The organism is Methanothrix harundinacea 6Ac (genome assembly GCF_000235565.1).
GTDB lineage: Archaea > Halobacteriota > Methanosarcinia > Methanotrichales > Methanotrichaceae > Methanocrinis > Methanocrinis harundinaceus.
This window is the reverse complement of sequence record NC_017527.1, coordinates 757,780-776,380: the sequence shown is the minus strand read 5'-3', so window position 1 is coordinate 776,380 and position 18,601 is coordinate 757,780. Positions and strand designations below refer to the sequence as shown.

At 61.4% G+C, this 18,601-nt stretch carries 15 protein-coding genes; 10 read left to right on the top strand and 5 right to left on the bottom strand.

Going from position 1 to position 18,601, the window contains the following annotated elements:
- Positions 1–46: 46 nt before the first annotated feature.
- The 4 genes from MHAR_RS03755 to MHAR_RS03740 form a co-directional block, all read right to left on the bottom strand.
- Positions 47–1,006 (bottom strand): alpha/beta fold hydrolase, encoded by a 960-nt coding sequence (locus tag MHAR_RS03755; RefSeq protein ID WP_014586288.1) that lies wholly within the window; start codon positions 1,004–1,006, stop codon positions 47–49.
- Between the two features lie 53 nt (positions 1,007–1,059).
- Positions 1,060–2,499 (bottom strand): C45 family autoproteolytic acyltransferase/hydolase, encoded by a 1,440-nt coding sequence (locus MHAR_RS03750; protein ID WP_014586287.1) that lies wholly within the window; start codon positions 2,497–2,499, stop codon positions 1,060–1,062.
- A 78-nt stretch (positions 2,500–2,577) separates the two neighbouring features.
- Entirely contained in the window at positions 2,578–4,623 is a 2,046-nt protein-coding gene (locus MHAR_RS03745; RefSeq protein WP_014586286.1) for a PPC domain-containing protein, read from the bottom strand.
- An 86-nt stretch (positions 4,624–4,709) separates the two neighbouring features.
- Entirely contained in the window at positions 4,710–6,257 is a 1,548-nt protein-coding gene (locus MHAR_RS03740; protein WP_014586285.1) for a laminin B domain-containing protein, read from the bottom strand.
- Positions 6,258–6,488: 231 nt separating this feature from the next.
- Between MHAR_RS03740 and MHAR_RS03730 the strand changes: the two genes are divergently transcribed.
- The 10 genes from MHAR_RS03730 to MHAR_RS03685 all read left to right on the top strand — a co-directional run bounded on the left by MHAR_RS03730 (position 6,489) and on the right by MHAR_RS03685 (position 15,278).
- On the top strand, positions 6,489–7,346 hold the full coding sequence (locus MHAR_RS03730) for a polyprenyl synthetase family protein (protein WP_014586284.1): 858 nt from the start codon (positions 6,489–6,491) through the stop codon (positions 7,344–7,346).
- On the top strand, positions 7,319–8,470 hold the full coding sequence (locus MHAR_RS03725) for a radical SAM protein (protein ID WP_014586283.1): 1,152 nt from the start codon (positions 7,319–7,321) through the stop codon (positions 8,468–8,470). Before MHAR_RS03730 ends, MHAR_RS03725 begins: the two co-directional genes overlap by 28 nt.
- 77 nt (positions 8,471–8,547) lie before the next feature.
- A complete protein-coding gene (locus MHAR_RS03720; RefSeq protein ID WP_014586282.1) occupies positions 8,548–9,243 on the top strand; it encodes a hypothetical protein in 696 nt (231 codons plus the stop codon).
- 69 nt (positions 9,244–9,312) lie between these two features.
- Positions 9,313–9,942 carry a hypothetical protein gene (locus MHAR_RS03715; RefSeq protein ID WP_014586281.1) on the top strand — a complete coding sequence of 210 codons (630 nt, stop codon included), beginning with the start codon at positions 9,313–9,315 and terminating at the stop codon, positions 9,940–9,942.
- A gap of 53 nt (positions 9,943–9,995) precedes the next feature.
- Positions 9,996–10,604 carry a hypothetical protein gene (locus tag MHAR_RS03710; RefSeq protein ID WP_014586280.1) on the top strand — a complete coding sequence of 203 codons (609 nt, stop codon included), beginning with the start codon at positions 9,996–9,998 and terminating at the stop codon, positions 10,602–10,604.
- Positions 10,605–10,697: 93 nt separating this feature from the next.
- Positions 10,698–11,612: a phosphoribosylaminoimidazolesuccinocarboxamide synthase gene (locus MHAR_RS03705; RefSeq protein WP_014586279.1), complete on the top strand. Its 915-nt coding sequence runs from the start codon at positions 10,698–10,700 to the stop codon at positions 11,610–11,612.
- A 106-nt stretch (positions 11,613–11,718) separates the two neighbouring features.
- Complete coding sequence (locus MHAR_RS03700; RefSeq protein WP_143763268.1) at positions 11,719–12,603, top strand: hypothetical protein; 885 nt, start codon at positions 11,719–11,721, stop codon at positions 12,601–12,603.
- 35 nt (positions 12,604–12,638) lie between these two features.
- Positions 12,639–13,106, top strand: a complete 468-nt coding sequence (locus tag MHAR_RS12390) for a winged helix DNA-binding protein (protein WP_014586277.1) — start codon at positions 12,639–12,641, stop codon at positions 13,104–13,106.
- A 2-nt stretch (positions 13,107–13,108) separates the two neighbouring features.
- Complete coding sequence (locus tag MHAR_RS03690; protein ID WP_048144325.1) at positions 13,109–13,834, top strand: Dph6-related ATP pyrophosphatase; 726 nt, start codon at positions 13,109–13,111, stop codon at positions 13,832–13,834.
- A gap of 208 nt (positions 13,835–14,042) precedes the next feature.
- Entirely contained in the window at positions 14,043–15,278 is a 1,236-nt protein-coding gene (locus tag MHAR_RS03685; protein ID WP_143763267.1) for an acyltransferase family protein, read from the top strand.
- Between the two features lie 61 nt (positions 15,279–15,339).
- Here the strand turns inward: MHAR_RS03685 and MHAR_RS03680 are convergent, their stop codons facing one another.
- Positions 15,340–18,480 carry an Eco57I restriction-modification methylase domain-containing protein gene (locus tag MHAR_RS03680; protein WP_014586274.1) on the bottom strand — a complete coding sequence of 1,047 codons (3,141 nt, stop codon included), beginning with the start codon at positions 18,478–18,480 and terminating at the stop codon, positions 15,340–15,342.
- Positions 18,481–18,601 lie beyond the last annotated feature (121 nt).

The following is an 18,601-nucleotide window of genomic DNA, read 5'->3' as shown; positions in this document are numbered from 1 at the left end:
GTCAAGAATGTTTATATATAAATATTATTTTAGTATACTCATACCCTTATCCTCCCCCCTCCAGAAACTCCACCACCGCCGCCACCGTCTCCTCCGGATGGCTGATCCAGAATAGATGCCCCGCCCCCTCGATCTCGCGGAACTCCGCGCCGGGGATCTTCTCTGCCAGAATCAAACCGTTCTCCGGCGGGATCAGGACGTCGGAGTCGCCGGCCATGACCAGCGTCGGGGCGCGGATCTCGGATATCCGGTCGCCTATCTCGAAGGCCCGGTAGGCTGCTAGCTGCGCTTCGTAGGCTGCAAGGCTGCTCGGGTGGGCCATATTCGCCTGGACCTTCCGCTCGACGATCTCAGGGTGAGAGTCGATGAACTCTTGGGGATACCCAGCGGGGGCGGACCACCAGAGCGCCTCGTGGAGCGTCAGGTCGAGCCGCGGCTCCAGGTATGCCTGGACTTCCGGGGGCGCGCTGACCGAGGCTGCGCCCCCGGGGCTGGTGGCGCCGAGGATCAAACGGCCGATCCGGTCCGGATGGCGGGCGGCCATCTCCTGGGCGATCATACCGCCCATGGAGACGCCGAAGACGTCCGTCTGCTCGATCCCGAGGGCGTCCAGGAGGCCTACGGTGTCGTCGGCCATCTCCTCGATGGAATAGGGGCCGGGGGGCTGCTCGCTGCGGCCTGCTCCCCGGTTGTCGAAGGCGATCACGGAGCGGCCCTCGGCGAGCCTCTCGGGGAGGACCCACCCCCAGTCGAGGATGTGGCCGCCGAGGCCCATGATCAGGAGGAGGGGCTCACCCTCGCCGTGGATCTCGTAATACAATCTGATCTCGCCCACCGTGACGTTTCCTCCGGCTGAAGAGGGCTCATCCCCGTCCATCATCCCGACGGCCGCCGGAGGGGCCGATAGAAGAAGAAGAAGAAGAAGAAGGGAAAGGAGGGCCAAGGTGGCGGCGGCGACGCCGGCTCCGGCCTTGGGCGGTGAAGGAGGCCTGCGAGTGGAGCTCATGCCCGGAATCGCCCTCCAAAAGGTAATAAATCCCTTTCCCTGCCGGTCCCAGGTCAGCGGATCTCCTCCAGGAGGTCGTGGAGGTTGAAGTGCTCGTAGCCTCCCTCCTGGGCGGGAAAGCCCCGGATGGCGAGCCACAGGTCCCCGCTCGCGGGGCGGGAGACGAGGGACCACATGTTGGCGATGTGGGCCTTGAAGGACCCCACCGGCTCCTTCGCCCGGTAGGCGAAGTCGGGGTAGAGGGCGGAGATGGTGCAGAGGATGTTATTGGTCCAGGAGGGAAATCCCACCGGCCTGGTCATCCTGGTGTAGGGGTCGTAGCGGTCGCTGAGGATCTTTACGGCCACCTCAGGGGTTATCTTCCCGTAGTGCTCGTGGATAAGCTGGCTGTACCTCTCAAACCTGCTGGGGGCCTGGACGGAGAAGTTGTAGGGGTCCTTTAGGCTCTTCTGCCAGCTCTCGACGGAGGATACGTCGAGGAGATCGTTGACGGGGGCCTGATCTCTCACCATGTTGTAGCCACAGTAGCCCATCCAGCCCGGATAGCAGTTGGAGTGGTTCGTCTGCCAGAGAGCGTCGACCCCCTCCGGGGGACGGCGGACGGCCACCCTCTTTGAAGAGGTCTCGACGACCGCCGCCTCCCTCGCCCCGGCGTCGGCGACGTGGTAGGCGATCCCCGCACAGCGGGGATGGTCCCGGAATATATTGATGGCTTCCTCGACGCTCCTCGCGTGAGCGAGGAGGAGGCGGGTGAAGACGGCGATGCCGCATCCCGCCATCGACTCGTGGCGCATCGAATTGAGCTGGGTCATCATCTCGAAGCCCGCCTCGTTGACGCCCCCGTCGAGGCCGATCATCCCGGGGTAGGTCATGAAGGCGTGGCCGAAGCCGTCGTCGGGGGCGGCGACCACCATCATCCGACGGTCGAGCTGGCCTGGCATGTTGAAGTTGTCCTCGTTCTTCCCGAAGATCAGCTCGCCCTCGCCCCCGGCGGCCTCGCCCCAGGCGGAGAAGCTGCTGCACCCCCCTGCAGGAGGCGCCGGGGGCGGAGAGGCTGCTGGCGTGGATCCCTCCACGCCCCCGTCTTCACCGACGTCGCCTTCGCAGTTCCAATAGTGAGGATGGCAGTAGATGCACCACTGGTCGTAGTTGGTGTTCCATAGGAGGATCTCCTCGAGGGTCGCCTTACCCCCGGCATCCCGGACGCCGTCAGCGATCCCCGCCATCTCCTCCCTCAAGAAGCGGGGAAGAAACGGCTCCGCCCGCCTCTGGCCGATCCAGAGCATCTCCTCCGCCCGCTCCAGCTCCGATCCGGTCTGGAGGGCGACGTAGGCGGCGGTGGCCGCTAGCGTCGTATCGACCATGAGATCGATATCCTCGGCCAGCAGCCGTCCGTGCTGGTAGCCCATCTCGTAGGGGCTCCCGGCGAGGCGGAGGATCTTCACCCCCCTCACCTCCTTCAGCTCCGCCCTCTCCAGCACCTCATCTCTCATATCCGCCCCATCTCCCGATGAAGATCTCTCCTCCCCGGCTCGGCCCCGGCATCAAACCGAGGCCTTTTATCGGTCCCCTCAGCTCGCGCCATCGTCGAAGGTGGCATCAGGGGAGTGGAAATACCTGACGACGACCGACTCGGCTTCGGGATCCACCGATATCACCTGGAACTTGACGTAGCCGTCATTGCACCTGGCGACGATGGTATGCCCTTCCAGGAGAGGGGGTATCAGGGGAGATCTGTCCCATTCCGCAGGGACGGTTCGCACCGCCTCCAGATCGACCGACCCCATATCCCTGGTCTGGCTGACCCGGTTCTGGTCGTCGAGGTGGGTGTTCCTCCACCAGAGGTAGCCGGCGTCGCGAGGATAATCCGGATGGTCTTCAGCGCTGGGCTGCCAGGTTATGATCTCGCCGTCGAAGGTGGGATATTCGCCGGTTTCACCCAACGAGAAGTCGAACCCCGAATGGGTGAGGGTCGCCTCTCGATACGAAGTCGCCGTCCCATTGGCGGTACCATCAGATACCACCTTCACCCCTCCGGCCTTGGTCCCGACGGCTCCCCCCTCCTGAGGGCCGGAACCGCTCCCCCCAAGGCCTCCGCCGACGGCCCGGAAGGAGTAGCCGGTGCTGTGGGACCTGCCCGCCAGGTCGACGATCCCGATGTAGTACCAGCCTGGTCCGGGAGCCCCATATTTGAGGGTCGCCAGGTCGCCGGGGTTTGAGGCGTCCGCTCTCGTGATGAAGTTGAAGTTCTTGCCGTAGAGGTCGATCCTCGCCCTCATCTCATCGGGGACGGATTCGAGCATCACCTCCAGGTCGCCGGGGCTGTCGGCCCATATCTTGTAGAAGTCGACGTCCCCCGCCGGGAAGATGACCCCTCCGACAGCCTCGCCGGGGCTGATGGGGGCGGCGTCCCCTATCTCGCTCTTCGGCTCGTTATCGTCCACCACCGGCTCGAAGGAGGCGGCGAAGCTGTAAGGGACCTTATGGGATCTGCCCGCCAGGTCGACGACCCCGATGTGGTAAACTCCCGGGCTCTTCACATCAAACCTGAGGGTCGTCTTATCCCCGGGGTTTGAGGCGTCAATCCTGGTGATGAAGTTGAAGCTCTTGCCGTAGAGGTCGATCCTCGTCCTCATCTCCTCGGGGACGGATGCCGTCTTAACCTCCAGGATTCCGGGGCTCGGCGCCTCAAACTTGAAGAAGTCTACGTCCCCCTTGGAGAAGATGTACCCCTCTATCTGATCGCCGAAGGCGATGGCCACCGCATCCCCGATCTCGCCGTTCGGCTCGTTCTCGTCGATGACCGGCTCAAAGTCCGCCTTGAAGGTGTAGGGGACGTGGTAGGAGCCTCCCGAGAGGTCAGTGATCCCGACGTAGTAACTTACCGGATACCAGCTATAAGGATTGACCACGTCGTGCTTCAGGGTCACCAGATCTCCGGGGTTCGATGCATCGACCCTGGTGATGAAGTTGAAGTTCTTGCCGTAGAGGTCGATCCTCGTCTTCATCCCCTCGGGGACGGACTCGGCCTTCACCTCCAGGATCCCGGAGCCGGTTACATTGAGCTTGTAGATATCCGCGTCCCCCTTCGGGAAGATGTATCCCAAGATGAGATCGCCGAATCCGACTGACTTGGCGTCGCCAGCCTCGCCGTTCGGCTCGTTTACGTCTACGACGGGCCCAAAGGAAAGATCGAAGGAGTACCCGGTATCGTGGGACTTGCCCGCCAGGTCGACGATCCCGAAGTAGTACCGGCCCGGGCTTGCCAGATCGAGGGTGAGGGCCACCAGGTCTCCGGGGTTTGAGGCGTCTTTCCTGGTGATGAAGTTGAAGTTCTTGCCGTAGAGGTCTATCCTCGCTCTCATATCGTGGGGAAGGGCGTTCAACTTCACCTCCAGGACCCCTGGGCTTTCGACCTCAAAGCCGAAGAAGTCCACGTCCCCCGCCGGGTTTATGGTCCCCGCGGCGGAAACCCCTGGGCTGATCCATGTGGCGCTTCCAAGCTCGCTATTCGGCTCGTTGGGATCCATCTGAGAATATCCCAAGGTCGCCAGCATCAAAAGAACAAAAGTTGCATAGATCAGCCCCGGGGCTGACCGCCGGAAAATGCCCTTCATGCCGGATATATCTCTCCGGGATCTGCCAAAAACTTTGCGGATGGGGGCGGCGGTTGGGGCGGCGGCCTGGAGGGAAAAACCGGAGCCTACCCCCCCGGCCCCAGGGTCACCAGGACGTTGTCTAGTCCGCCGACGTCCCTCATGTTGCTGTACTCCCCCCGGATCCAGACCTCCGAGACCTCCTCCATCACCCCCTCGAAGCTTTTACCCACAGCCCTGAAGCTCGAAGGGACGAGGGATACCTGCCGGCGGGTCCAGCTCTTCCCGGGGGGGTCGCACGACCAGGAGAGGTAGGACCCGTCTTTGCCGTATATCCGGACCACGTCCCCAAAGGTGGAGCTGCCGTTCCCCGAGTCGATCTCGACGATCTCGAAGCTGAGAGTACCCCCGATGTAGCCGGTCCAGTCCCCCGCCCAGGAGGGGGGAGAGACGTAGTACCAGGTCTGGCCCGACCCCTGGTCATCCCCCCGGAGATAGCCTCCCGGATCCCCTCCCGACTCCCGCCAGGTGAGGGCGACGTCTCGGCCTCCCCGCCACCCCTCGTCCCCGAGGTCGAAGGTGCTGAGGAGGTCGGTTGCCACCGGCGGTGAGACGACGACGTTGTCGATCCCCTCCTCGTCCCCCCTATCCGAGTATTCGCCCCGGATGACGACCCGGTCCACCGACCTCATCACCCTCCAGAAGGCCTCCTCCGTCGTCCCGAAGGCGGCGGGGGTGAGGTCGACCCGGAGGCGGGTCCATCCCGACTCGGGGTTCGGCCCGGAGGGGGAGGAGGGGACGGTGACCACCGACCCGTCGGCCCCGACGATCCTCACCAGATCCGCCTCGTAAGGCCCACCCTTCCCCGAGTCGATCACCTTCAGGTCGAAGCTCAACGACCCGCCGACGTAAGGGGTCCAGTCCCCCGACCAGGACCGGGGTGAGGCGAAGTACCAGGTGCTGCCGTCTCCGAGGTCCCGGCCCGAGAGGAAGCCTCCGCCGTTTCCGCCCCGCTCAACCCAGGCGATGGAGACGTCCCCCTCGGGCCTCCACCCCCCGTCGCCGTCGTCGAAGGGCGTGGCCAGGTCCAGCCCCGAGGGGGGGGCGACGACGACGTCGTCGAGCCCCAGGGTCGTCCTCGCCTCAAACCCGAGGGGCCCCACGGTGATCCCCGCCACCGACCTCATAACCCTCCGCAGGTCAGCCTCCGAGACCCCGAAGTTGGAGGCGTTTAAGACGACCTCTTCCCGGGTCCAGAACCTCTCGGAGGGAGGAGGAGAAGAGGAGAGGACCGTCCCGTCGGAGGAGAGGATCTTGACCTCCACCCCCGGGGGCTCGGCGCCGCCGGAGGCGATGAGCCTCAGATCGTAGCTGAATACCCCTCCGATGTACCGGCTCCAGTCGCCAGCCCAGGATGGGGGCGACCGATAGCTCCAGATGCCGTCGCCCTCCCCCTCCAGAAAGCCGCCCGGATCGCCTCCGAACCGCTGCCATCTCACGTGGCCGCCTCCCTCCGAGATCCATCCCTCATCCCCCTCGCCGAAGCCGCTCTCCAGGGTGGTGGCCGACCCCTCCAGCGCCAGGAGGACGAGGAGTGCCATCCACATCCCGCATATCGCCCTCATCTCAGAATCGCCTCCCTCCAGATTATGCATAAGTAGTATAATATCTTTTGTCTAATCCATCCAAAATTCGATGCAGTTATCCTGGATAAGGTTGGCATCAGCCCGCGTATTCTTTAGATAAAGGCGTAAGTCCTGATGGAAATATCCTGATAAAACGGAGAAGACGCCTCGAAGATCAAGGGAGGGGGCCTCATCAAAAATACGTAACTGCAGGTCATGTTTCGCAACAACTAAATATTGATCCCGCAAACCACCTCAGAGATGTTCGAGGCCTGGGACGAGTACCATCTGATCAACGGGGAGCTTTTGGGGCTGACGGAGACGCTTCCTGCCTCGGGGCTGGGGGAGGTGATCAGGTACGTCCTCAACACCCCCGGGAAGCGGGTCAGGCCCCTCATCCTCGTCCTCTCCTCGGAGGCCTTCGGCTGCGACCCCGCCTATTCGGTCAAAGCCTCCCTCGCCCTGGAGCTCGTCCACGCCGCCTCCCTCGTCCACGACGACATCCTCGACGGGGGGATCGAGCGGCGGGGAGCCGAGAGCGCCTTTAAGAGGTACGGGATGGAGGCCGCCCTCCTCTGCGGCGACTACCTGATATCCAGGTCCATCGGCCTCATCTCCGGCTACCGCCAGCCTGTGATCGAGGCCTTCTCCCAGGCCTGCGTCGAGATGTCGGAGGGGGAGATGCTCGACCTCGCCAGCAGGACGACCCCCGAGGACTACTACATCTGCATATGCAAGAAGACGGCGTCGCTCATCTCCGCCTCCTCCAAGATCGGTTGCATGATAGCAGGGGCAGGCGCCGAAGACGTCGCCCTCTTCGAGAGGTACGGGAGACACCTGGGCCTCGCCTACCAGATCGCCGACGACCTGAACGAGTTTCTGGGGATGGAGAAGGGGAAGTCTTCGGCTAAGACCTCCGCCACCCTTCCGGTTATATACCGGAGGGACCACTCGGCGGAGGCGACGGTCCGCCTCTGCGCCGAGGCGATCCGGGAGCACTGCCGCGCCGCGAAGGGGTCCCTCGCCGAGGCGGGGGGGGACGAGGAGGTCAAGGCGAGGCTCGGAAGCATCGTAGACATGTGGGGAGAGGAATGCAAGTCGCAAAAAGGCCGCTGTTGAAGATAGAGGCCGAGACCGAGGGGGAGAAGATCGCCTTCCGGGCGACGGGCCCCCTCTCCCGGGTCGCGGCCCCGGTCATGAGGAAGATCAACGAGACCTTCGCCGGCGAGAAGCCGATCAGCTCCGGCCCCGAGGGAATCGTCTTCTCCACCTGGATCCCCCCCGCTCCCAGCCTCGCCTTCGACCGGATGATCTCCTCCCAGGTGGCGGCCCTGACCCGGCGAAAGGTCCCCGACCAGTTCTCCATCGGGATCATCCGCGCCTGCCCCAACGACTGCCTCCACTGCAGCGCCCCCTCCCGGGGGGGGGAGGTCCTCGCCTCCGGAGATATATCGAGGGCGATCGGCGAGGCCCTGGAGCTCGGCTCCTACCTGATCACCTTCGACGGCGGCGAGCCGATGCTGAGGCGGGACCTCCCGGAGCTGGTGGCCGGAGTCGACGAGAGGGCGATCACCACCACCTTCTCCAGCGGCTTCGGCCTCACCGAGGAGCGGGCGAGGGCCCTGAAGGGGGCGGGGCTCTACGCCGTCAGGATCTCCATCGACAGCCCCCGCCCCGAGGACCACGACCGGTTCCGCGGCCGGGAGGGGGCCTTCTCCGACGCCCTCGCCGGGATAAGAAACGCCCTGAATGCGGGGCTGATGGTCGACCTCTTCATGGTCGCCTCTCCCATGAACATCGACCAACTGGAGGAGGCCTACTCCCTGGCGGCGGAGCTCTCGGTCCAGGAACTCTCCCTCTACGAGATCGTGGCGGTGGGGAGGTGGTCCTCCCACGCCGACGAGGTCCTGACGGCGGCGGATGTCGAGCGGCTCGGCCGGTTCCACCTCGATAAGAACCGCCTGCCCGATGGGCCCCGGGTCTCGGCCTTCCCCTACCTCCTCGGCCCCGAGATGTTCGGCTGCTTTGCGGGGAGGAGGTGGCTCCACGTCGACGCCTCCGGGGACGTCCTCCCCTGCGCCTACATGCCCACCCCCTTCGGGAACGTCCGGGATAGAAGCCTCCGGGATATCTGGAGGGATATGGGCCGGGACCGCTGGCTCCGGAGAAGGCCAAAGGGGTGCATGATGAAGGATGAGGAGTTCAGGCGGGCCCATCCTGAGATCTTCGATCCGGAGAGATGACCCTCACCGAAAGCGGTTTTTGATGACCAAATGATTTTATACCCTGAAGTTCACCTAAAGGGAACGGGGGTTAAGATTTGACTATAAACGGCAAGAGAGCTCTGCTATCTCTCGTCATCTTCATATCGATCCTCTCCGCCGGCCAGGCCCTCCAGGACTGGCTCGGAGGGTGGAGCATGAGCATAGCCGACGTGAACAACACCGCGGAGTACCTAGAGAAGGCCGGGAGCAGCCCGGCGAATAATACGACCCTGAGGCCCACCGACGGAGGGATAGCCACCCTGCCGACCCCGGGGGCCAGAAGGGAGGTGTACGCCATCGGCACCTCCACCGGGACGACGGCGCCGGCGGAGGTGGAGGCGGAGGAGCCCTCCAACTTCTCGGGGAGATGGTCCCTGGCGGTGACGGAGAGCACCACCAGGACCCTCGACCTCGCCCTCCACCAGACGGGAGACCTCGTCTTCGGTAAGGGGGTCTTAGGACCTGCGAGCGGATCGGAGGCCGTCGGCTCCTCCACGGGGGACCGGGGGATCGAGTCGATGATCGACTGGCTGAACCAGCCCCCCTCGGGGCTCTCATCCGCGAGCCAGGCGGCGGCCAGCGGAACCGTCGTCGGAGATGGGCTCGTCCTAGACCTCGTCTCCCTCGATTCGGTCTCTCTATACCGCTTCGACCTCACCCTCACTGGAAACCTCGTCTCCGGGAGCTACTCCGCCTACGGGACCGACGGGTCCAACTGGTCGGGGACGGTCTCCGGCTCTCGAAGGGCTTGAGCCAACCTGAGGCCGGGTCCGGGGCCCGGCCCCATCCATCACCATTACGATAAAGGAGGTTTACGCGAAATGAGACTTCAAATAGCTTTGACCGTGATCGCCCTGGCAGCCCTCGCCCATCCAGGGGCGGCCGACGGCCCGAATCTGGACGACCTGACCGGAAGCCAGCTCCGGGCGGATATCAGGGATTCCTTCAGGAACGAGTCCCTCTTTTACATCGATCCCGTCACCGGGATGAGCCCCGGTGCCGCCGGCGGAGGCAACGTATACACCCCGCCGACGACGACCCCGGGGTCGCCCTGGGCTGCGGTCGCCGGAAGGTGGACCCTCAACCTCGTCGACACCGAATCGAGGAGCTCAGACCTCACCCTCTACCAGATCGGAAACGAGGTCTTCGGCAGGGGGGTCCTGACCACGGGGGTCAGCTTCCAGGATGTGACGGCGGCGGGGTCGGTGGAAGGGTCCTCCCTATCCCTCCGCCTCGTCACCGTCGGCGGAGACAACATGTACAGGCTCCGGACGATGGTGAGCGGAAACAGCATCTTCGGCACCTACACCGCCTACTCATCCTACGGCGTCACCTGGGCCGGAAACTGCAATGGGAGCCGCTTCTACCCCACCGCCCTGACCGCCCCGGGGGACTCCTCCGGTACGGTCAGAGTAGGGATGGGGGTATCGGGCGGAAGCGCCATGGCCTGACCGGAGGCCAATATCATCTTTTTTCCCCCGGACTTTTAGGAGGGTTTTGTGATATGAAAATTCTTCTGGCTTTGACGGCTGCGATCTTCGCCGCCTCCCTTCCGGCGTCGGCTTACGGATACTACGGGAACGAGTGGCTCGGGATCGAAGGCCTGAGGATCGCCGACGTCCACCATACCGAGGGCTACCTCCTCGGGATCATGAACCTATCTGCTGACAGGGTCCCCCCCTGGCCGGCGCCCGGGCCGAGGGCCTCCGAAGCCGCGGGGGTCTGGACGATCACCCTGGAGGGGGAGGCGCCCCGGAGGCTGGACCTCACCCTCTACCAGGCCGAAGGCCAGATCTTCGGCGAGGGGACGATGACCACGGGCGTACGCCTCCAGCAGGTCGCCGCCGCCGGGGAGGTGACCTATAACCAGCTGGACCTCCGGTGCGTAGTCCTGGGAGAGCCGGTCCTCGTCAGGCTCTGGATCGGCCTCTCGACGAGCCCGGCTGGGGGGAGGTACGCCATCTATGCGCCGGGGGCGCTTCTTGGAACCGGCGAAGCCCGGGGCTCCTGGGCCGGACCCCCCGGCGGGGCGTCCTCCCCCCTCCACCCCGGAGGGGTCCTGCCGCCCCCATCATCCCGGGGCCCGGCCTCCGGGGTGGGGGCGTGGTCTTAGCCATCCCTATCTGAAGGTCTTCACCTTGCGAAGATCTCCGCCGGACCTCCGTTCAGCAAAAGAGTTATCCATCTGCCAGGAGATGGGGGGACGATGGAAAGGAAGCCTCTGAGGAAGGGCTCGGTCAAGGAGGTCTACGACCTCGGCCGGGAGCTGGAGTTCAGGTTCACGGACAGGATATCCGTCTTCGATAAGGTGATCCCGACCCTCATCCCCCACAAGGGGGAGACCCTCTGCCGGGAGGGGGTCCACTGGTTCAACCGGGCGAAGAGGATGGGGATAAAGACCCACTTCGAGGAGTTCCTCCCCCCCAACGGGATGCTGGTCAAGAAGGTCGACGTGATCCAGCCTGAGGACATCGGGCCTGGATCCAGGAACTACCTGATCCCCCTGGAGGTGATCTGCCGGTGGTACGCGGCGGGATCGATCTTCGACAGGCTCGTCACCGGGAAGGTCGGCCCCGAGGAGCTGGGCTTCCCCGGGGGGCATAAGGTCGAGTACGGCGAGCCCCTCCCCGATCCGTTCATCGAGGTATCGACGAAGCTGGAGAGGGTGGACAGGCTCCTCGACCGGGGCGAGGCGCTGAAGCTCGCCGGCATCACCCCCCAGGAGTACGAGGCCATCTGCGAGACGGTCCTCAGGATCGACGAGGATATAAGAAGAGAGGTGGAGCCCCGGGGGCTCATCCACGTCGATGGGAAGAAGGAGTTCGCCTTCGATGGTGATAGGGAGCTGATGGTGATCGACGTCTTCGGGACCGCCGACGAGGACCGGTTCTGGGACAGGGCGAAGTATCAGGAGGGGGAGTTCGTCGACCTCTCCAAGGAGCACGTCCGCCAGCACTACCGGAGGACCGGGTACAAGGACCGGCTCTACGGGGCCCGGGATAAGGGAGAAGCGGAGCCCGATATACCGCCCCTCCCCGAGGAGGTCGTCGCCACCACGAGCGAGATATACATCAGGCTCTTCGAGATGATCACCGGGGAGAAGTTCGAGAGCTCCGGATGAGGAAGGGCCGCTCGTGAGGCTTTGCCCCAGACCGGGGAGGTCGCCCTCCTTCGGCCCGGAGGGCCGAGGGGCGGGGGGGCCGATGGGAGGGAAGAGGGGGATTTTGGTGAAGAGGATCTTGCTCTTGGTGGCCCTGGCAGCGGTGGCCTTCGCCGGATGCCTCGAGAGGGAGCCGGCGCCGACGGAGGAGGAGGTGAGGGGGATGATGGCGGAGGCGGTCGAAGATCTCGAATCCTATCGGTTCGAGATCGAGATGGACCAGACCGTCGAGTACCGGAACTTCAGCGGAGAGGGGTCCCTGGAGGGGGAGAGGATCTCCCTCCGGTGGAGGGGGGAGATCAACCTCACCGGCTTCAGCTCGATGGAGAAGATCGAGTCGAGGAGGACGACCCTCGCCGGGGACCGGACCGCCGACGATGCCGTCGAGGTCTACTTCCTGAAGAACACCCGGTACCAGAGGATGGGAGGGGAGTGGATCGGCCTCCTGGAGCCGGACCCGGCCTTCAGGATGGAGAAGACCGATCAGCTCGCCCATATGATGGAGATGATCGATCGGGGCGAGGTGGCCGTTGAGGGGACGGACCGGGTCGACGGCGAGAGGGTTTGGAGCCTCAAGGTCGCCCCCGACGAGGACACCGCCTTCGGGATCATGCTGGGGCAGATCAGCTCCATCGACCCCAGAATCCCCCTCTTGATCGAGATGGACCGCCTCTTTGAGAGGGGATCGGAGCTGGAATGGACCGTCCTCGTCTCGGAGGAGACGGGGCTCCCGGTGGAGAGCCGGATCTCTGCCGTCTATTCCGCCGGGCCGGGGATCCTGAGGATGCCCCCGGAGGCGGCCGGCGGTATGGAGATCGTGATCGAAACCCTGGAGGTGAGGCGGTTTGGGGGCTACGGCGAGCCGGTGGTGGTCCTCCTCCCGGAGGAGGCGAGGTCCGCCCCCGTCCTCCCCCCCGACCTTCCGGAGGGAGAGGGCTTCCCTGAGCCCTGAGGAATCCCCCGGATACGGCGGCCGAGGTGGGATTGATGAAGGGGGGGCCTGAGCTCTTCTTCTTGAGGGATAAGCCGGCGATGGCCCTCCTCGCCATCCGGGAGCTGGACCCCGCCTACGTCTCCGCCGTCGCGAAGGCGATCGACTCGACCGTCCCCCACACCCTGAAGGTCCTGGCGGCCATGGAGGGGATGGGCCTCGTCACCTCGGAGCCGGAGGGGAGGATCCGGAGGCTCGCCCTGACGCCCCGGGGGGATAGGGCGGCGGCGGCGTTGTCGGGGCTCATCGACGCCCTCCAGGACGACCCCCAAAGGAGGAGGCTCGCCCGGATGGAGGAGGCGGTCTCGGCGGCCCGGGGGCTGCCGGCGGAGGAGGAGGCGCTCCGGATCGGGCCCCTCCGGCGGGATCTGGCGAAGCTTTTGGCCGCCGAGGGGGAGGAGGTCCGAGAGGCGGCCGGGGCCCTCGACCGAAGGATAGTCTCCACCCTGGAGGGAGGAGGGTGAAGATGAGGAGGGATCCGGGGAAGGAGGCCGACCTGGCGGGAGAGGCCATCGCCGTCGCCTCCTGGACCGGGGGGAAGGACGGGTGCCTTGCCGCCTACAGGGCGATGGAGGCGGGGGTGAAGGTGGGTTACCTCCTCTCCTTCTGGAATAGAGGCCGGGAGGGGGCCCACGAGGTGAAGGCCGCCCTCCTCGCCGCCCAGGCGGAATCGATGGGGCTGCCCCTGATCCGGACCGGCTTCTTCTCGTACGAGGAGGAGTTCAAGCGGATCGTTCGCCAGCTCGACGAGGCCGAGAGGGGCCGGGGAAGGAGGATCGGGACCGCCATCTTCGGCCACATAAAGACCCACGACGCCCTCGTCCTCCGGATCTCTGCCGACCTCGGCATAGAGCCGATGATGCCGATCTGGATGATGGACTCTGAAGAGGTCATCGGGGAGCTTCTCGCCTCCGGCTTTGAGGCGGCGATCGTCGCGGTCCGGTCCGACCTCCTCGGCGACGAGTGGCTCGGCCGCCGGATCGATGGAAGCTTCGTCTCGGAGCTGAAAGCCCTCGACCCCTCCATCGACCCCTGCGGCGAGAATGGCGAGTTTCACACCCTAGTCCTCGACGGCCCCATCTTCGAAAATAGTCTCAGAATCGAGGAGGCGGAGGCGGTCTCTCGAGGGATGCTCCGGTTCCTCGACATAAAGGAGTTCGCCGTCGAGGAGAAGGGCGGCCGGGTCCGATGAGGCATCTTTTGGTGGCCGCGCTCAAGCTCTATCATCTCTCTGCCGGATGATCCCTGGCGATTTCGGGATGGCCGGCCGGAAGCTTTGAGGGGTGGGGTGGGGTGGGGTTGGGCCGAGGGCTTCGGTGGAGGCGGCTTAAGTTAAATATGTGGACGCATTTTAGCTGAAATTTGAAAAATAATAGAAGATTCCGGAGCGTGAGGATGGGTTGAGCTTAAGGATGATCATGCCGGAAGGTGCGGCTGAGAAAGGCCGCCTCTACTTCATCGACAACATCCGCTCCTTCGTCATAGTCCAGGTCGTCATCCTCCACGCCGCCGTCACCTACTCGGGCCTGGGGATGTGGTACTACCGAGAGGCTGCGGCCCTTGAACCCCTCACCACCCTCTCCTTCGGGATCATCCAATCCTTCATCCAGGCCTACTCCCTGGGCCTCCTCTTCCTCGTCGCCGGCTACTTCGTCCCCGCCTCCTTCCGCCGGAAGGGCGCGGGCAGGTTCCTGCGGGACCGGGCGGTCCGCCTCGGGGTACCGGCCCTGATCTACATGCTCATAATCAACCCGGCGATTCTATACTACGTGATGAGCCTCTCGGCGGTGGCACCCCTGCCGGCTCCGGGGGGGTTTTACCTCGGATACCTCCTCGGCCTCCAATTCCTCGGCGGGTCGGGGCCGATGTGGTTTGCCATCGCCCTCCTCATCTTCTCCGCCGCCTACGCCGCGGCGAGGCTCCTTCGGGGAGATCCGGAGAAGAGGGACGAGGAGAAGGCGGAAGGAGCGGAAGGGGTGGAAGGAGCGGGTGGGGCAGAAGGGGCGGGAGAGGAGGCGACGCTCCCCCGCCACCGGGAGGTCATCGCCCTCATCCTCGTCATTGCGGCCGCCGCCTTCGCCATCCGCCTCGTCCAGCCGATCGGGACCGCCGTCCTGAACATGCAGCTCTCCTTCTTCGCCTCCTACGTCGCCCTCTTCGTCGTGGGGGTCGCCGCCCGCCGGCGGCGCTGGCTCGCGAGGATCCCCTATCCCTTCGGGATCGTCTGGCTGAAGGCCGCCCTCGTCGGCGGGACCGCCTTCTGGCTCGCCCTCTTCCTCGTCGGGATCGGGCCGGAGGGCGAGATATCGATGATCAATGGCGGCCTGCGCTGGCAGAGCGCGGCCTACGCCCTCTGGGAGGCCTTCTTCTGCGTGGGGGCCTGCCTCGGCATCGTCGTCATATTCCGGGAGCGGTTCAACTCCGGCGGGAGGCTTGCCCGGTTCATGGCGGACAACAGCTTCGCCGTCTACTTCTTCCACCCGGTGATCCTGATCCTCGTCACCGCCGCGCTGCGGGGATTCGCGTGGCACCCCCTCGCCAAGTTCGCCGTGGCGGCGGCGGTGGCGGTGCCGCTGTGCTTTGTGGCGAGCGAGCTGGTGCTGAGGCGGATTCCGGTGGTGGGGAGGGTTCTGTGAAATAAGGGTCTTGCGGTGTGGCTGGCGCCGGAGCTTATAATTCAAAATGAGTGCAGGAACGCTATTTTGTGCTCTCTTCCACGATGGCGATCTCCTCCTCTGTGAGGTCGTACAGTTCGTAGACCAAGGCATCTATCTGCTTGTCCGTATAACCGATCTGATTTTGGATGCGCGTTTTTTCATGTGGCGTGCCGACTTCCTGGAGTTGTTTGTGCAGGTCGAGCATCGTCTCCACGAGGCTCACCATCTTGTCGTGGCGGGTGACGTCCTGGGGGTCGGAGAAGTCGATGGTGCGAATGGGGAGACGTTCAATATATTGCCTATTAGCAGAGAAAAAACCACCTCGAAAATGAACACTATTAATTTTAAAATAATAGTTGAGTAGCTTGCTATTTAATAAGCCAAGTATATAAATATAACCAACAGGGCTATTTTCAGAGAGAATCACTCCACCCACATCCACGTTATCCAAACAAAAATCTGCATTTGCGTCATAGGCTGCACACAAGCGATGGACGAGGCGAGGGATGGCCAACTTAGGATATGCTTGTAATCCAATATTTTGGGTTCTAATATAACGATACCATTGGGCTCCTTTAGCCGAGCCACGATCTCTTTTGTCCAATAGATCTCTGGTTTTTTGAAGATAATCATAAGCCAAAGGAAAATCCTGTTTCATCTTATCTGGCAGAATTAAAACACAATTATCTCCCTCAAAGTGATAAGGATAGATAACTCTTGATTTATCATCTACAATTGTATAAGCCTTCACCTGAGAACCGCTGGCGATTTTACGAAGAATTTTACTTTCTATCTGAATATCTTTAGATAAAGCCCGCGAATAACATATTACAATATCATCTTCCCCGATCAATTTTATCGAATAAACTGCATCCATTCCAGGAATGATCCCTTGAAACACCCTTTCAGCCACATCTCCCAACTTCACAGGCATCTTACTCAAACGATCAAAAAGATCTGAACCTTTTCCAACAATAAAATTCCATTCAGCACATGCTGCATTCTTAGCTTGAATTTCACCCGTTATTGATAATGCGTCCTCTTTCCATGAATTCAAGTCTTCGACATATGTATATTTGAATGAATCTTTTGGCATTTTATTCAGAAAGATCAGACATGTATAGGTAGTTACGCCACAGAATATTTGTCCATGCCCAAAATTAACAATTTCGTCTAAATTTTTTCCATTTGATAATAAACTACGCAACGGTGAACCATATTGTGCATTAAAAAATTTATTTGGTAGGATAAAACCTAAACGACCGCTTTCGTTCAGGAGGGCCAATCCCTTTTCGACGAATACGACATAAACGTCATAGTTCCCTTTCTTGGCGACCGTGTAATGCTCTTTGTAAAATTCCACCTCTACAGGAGCCCATTCCTTCATCATTTGAATTCTAATATAAGGCGGATTTCCAATTACCGCATCAAAACCGCCTTTGGCGAAGACCTCTTTAAATTCATCCTCCCATATAAATGGATTGATCCTCTCCAGCTCTTCCTGGGAGAGATCGGGCTTATCTTCAAGGATATCCCAACCGATTAGGGAATTGCCACATTTTATATTATTTCCAAGATCTGGCAGAGCCCTCTCATCTGAATACATGTTGAGATCGGTGATGGTGGCCTTATTTTCTCCTTCCAAGACCTTGAGGAGGAGGGAGAGCTTTGTCACCTCCACGGCCTGAGTGTCTATATCCACGCCATAGATGTTGTTGAGGAGGATCCTCTTCCTCTCGGCGGTCTTCAGATGCCATTCTCCCGCCCTCTCCTCGATGGGGAGGGTCGCCACCGAAGCCCTCTCCCAGATCTTCTTCGATCGGGACCTGGCGTTCTTCCCTGGCCTCTCGATCGGAGACGGGAGGAGATTTTGCACCCCGTTTGATGTCGGCTTCTCTCCAGCATCCAAGAGAGGGACGAGATGGGCCTTGTACCAGTCGAGGTGCCAATCCAAGAGGTGCTGATAGGCCACTATCAGAAACGACCCCGAACCGCAGGCGGGATCGAGGATGCGAAGGTCAGAGGCCTCCTTGGGGGTCTTCCCCTCCAAGAGCTTGCCGACGGTGTTTTTAACGATATAATCTACAATATATGATGGAGTATAATAAACGCCTCCTGCCTTCCTCACCTCAGGCTTCTCCACCACGCTCACTTTGTGGCTCTCGTCCAGCTGGATGACCTTCCCCAGGAACTGCTCGTAAACGTGACCAAGAATATCGGCAGGGATCTCAGAGAAGACGTAGGGGCTGTCAGGATAGTATAAGCTTTGAATTATATTCTTAAGAACATTGTCCTCGATCTTTATCGACGGGGTGATGGCGTCGAAGTTGTTCCTCTCCTCCTCAGGATGGAAGTGGAACAGCCCCGAATTGTACCTCTTATCGGCCTCTTCGAAGAGTTCAAACAGCCTCTTATATACATCATCCCCATCAAGAAGCCCCTTCAACCGCTCGCTGTCCTCAATAGACCGATCCTCACAGATCCTTAGAAATAGAATCCTGTCGATCGTCATCTGGACCGCATAGTTCAGGCTCTTCTGAGAGATCTCTGGATTCATCTTAGTGATGCTCGCCGCCAGAGCATTTCGCCAATCAGAGATGTCCTCCAGAAGAGCGTCGTCGACTTTTTTTCCTTTTGGCGGAGGGATGGAGCCGAGGGAGCCTCTCTGAACGGCCTCTTTGGAGAACAACGAGGCGATCTCGTCCCATCTCTTTTCATATTCATAATATTTTATTAATAATAATCTAGACTTTTGTGGCTTATCAAATTTGAACGGTTTGATCCTGCAATCGTAAACGGCAAACTCTTCAAAGTCGGTTACAATGGCAAGCGGCAGGGTAGAAGAGTATGCATAACGCTTTATCTGGAATGCTGGGATTATTCCTCCTTCAATATTCACTGAAGGTTTTTTGGCGTCCAGAAAGAACTTCCTCTCCCTGTCAAGCCAGAAGCTATAATCGGGCCTCTGGGTCTCCCCCTCTGACCTCAAGGTATCTTCAAACCTGACCTCTCTCTGATCTGGGGGGTTATTGCTCTTATTTCGGACATCCCAGCCTAGAGCTTCAAAAAAAGGATTTATAAATTCAATTTTAATTTCTTCTTCTTTATAACTAGATTTATATTTATCAATGACCAATTCGAATTTTTCAACCAACTCAAGGATCTTCTCCGGAACGGCCACACTCTACATCTCCAAGCCTCCGATATCAGTAATACCCGAAAAAGCTTCCGATGGATTTCGATCGGGATCTGCTTACTTCCTGCCAATAACCCGATCGCCCCGCCCATCGACACCCTATTAT

Excerpts from the sequence above, each read along its gene's own strand:
- MHAR_RS03690 (WP_048144325.1), top strand. The coding sequence starts at position 13,109 with ATGAGGAGGGATCCGGGGAAGGAGGCCGACCTGGCGGGAGAGGCCATC.
- MHAR_RS03750 (WP_014586287.1), bottom strand. The coding sequence starts at position 2,499 with ATGAGAGATGAGGTGCTGGAGAGGGCGGAGCTGAAGGAGGTGAGGGGG.
- MHAR_RS03715 (WP_014586281.1), top strand. The coding sequence starts at position 9,313 with ATGAGACTTCAAATAGCTTTGACCGTGATCGCCCTGGCAGCCCTCGCC.
- MHAR_RS03740 (WP_014586285.1), bottom strand. The coding sequence starts at position 6,257 with ATGCATAATCTGGAGGGAGGCGATTCTGAGATGAGGGCGATATGCGGG.
- MHAR_RS03755 (WP_014586288.1), bottom strand. The coding sequence starts at position 1,006 with ATGAGCTCCACTCGCAGGCCTCCTTCACCGCCCAAGGCCGGAGCCGGC.
- MHAR_RS03725 (WP_014586283.1), top strand. The coding sequence starts at position 7,319 with ATGCAAGTCGCAAAAAGGCCGCTGTTGAAGATAGAGGCCGAGACCGAG.
- MHAR_RS03745 (WP_014586286.1), bottom strand. The coding sequence starts at position 4,623 with ATGAAGGGCATTTTCCGGCGGTCAGCCCCGGGGCTGATCTATGCAACT.
- MHAR_RS03710 (WP_014586280.1), top strand. The coding sequence starts at position 9,996 with ATGAAAATTCTTCTGGCTTTGACGGCTGCGATCTTCGCCGCCTCCCTT.
- MHAR_RS12390 (WP_014586277.1), top strand. The coding sequence starts at position 12,639 with ATGAAGGGGGGGCCTGAGCTCTTCTTCTTGAGGGATAAGCCGGCGATG.
- MHAR_RS03730 (WP_014586284.1), top strand. The coding sequence starts at position 6,489 with ATGTTCGAGGCCTGGGACGAGTACCATCTGATCAACGGGGAGCTTTTG.
- MHAR_RS03705 (WP_014586279.1), top strand. The coding sequence starts at position 10,698 with ATGGAAAGGAAGCCTCTGAGGAAGGGCTCGGTCAAGGAGGTCTACGAC.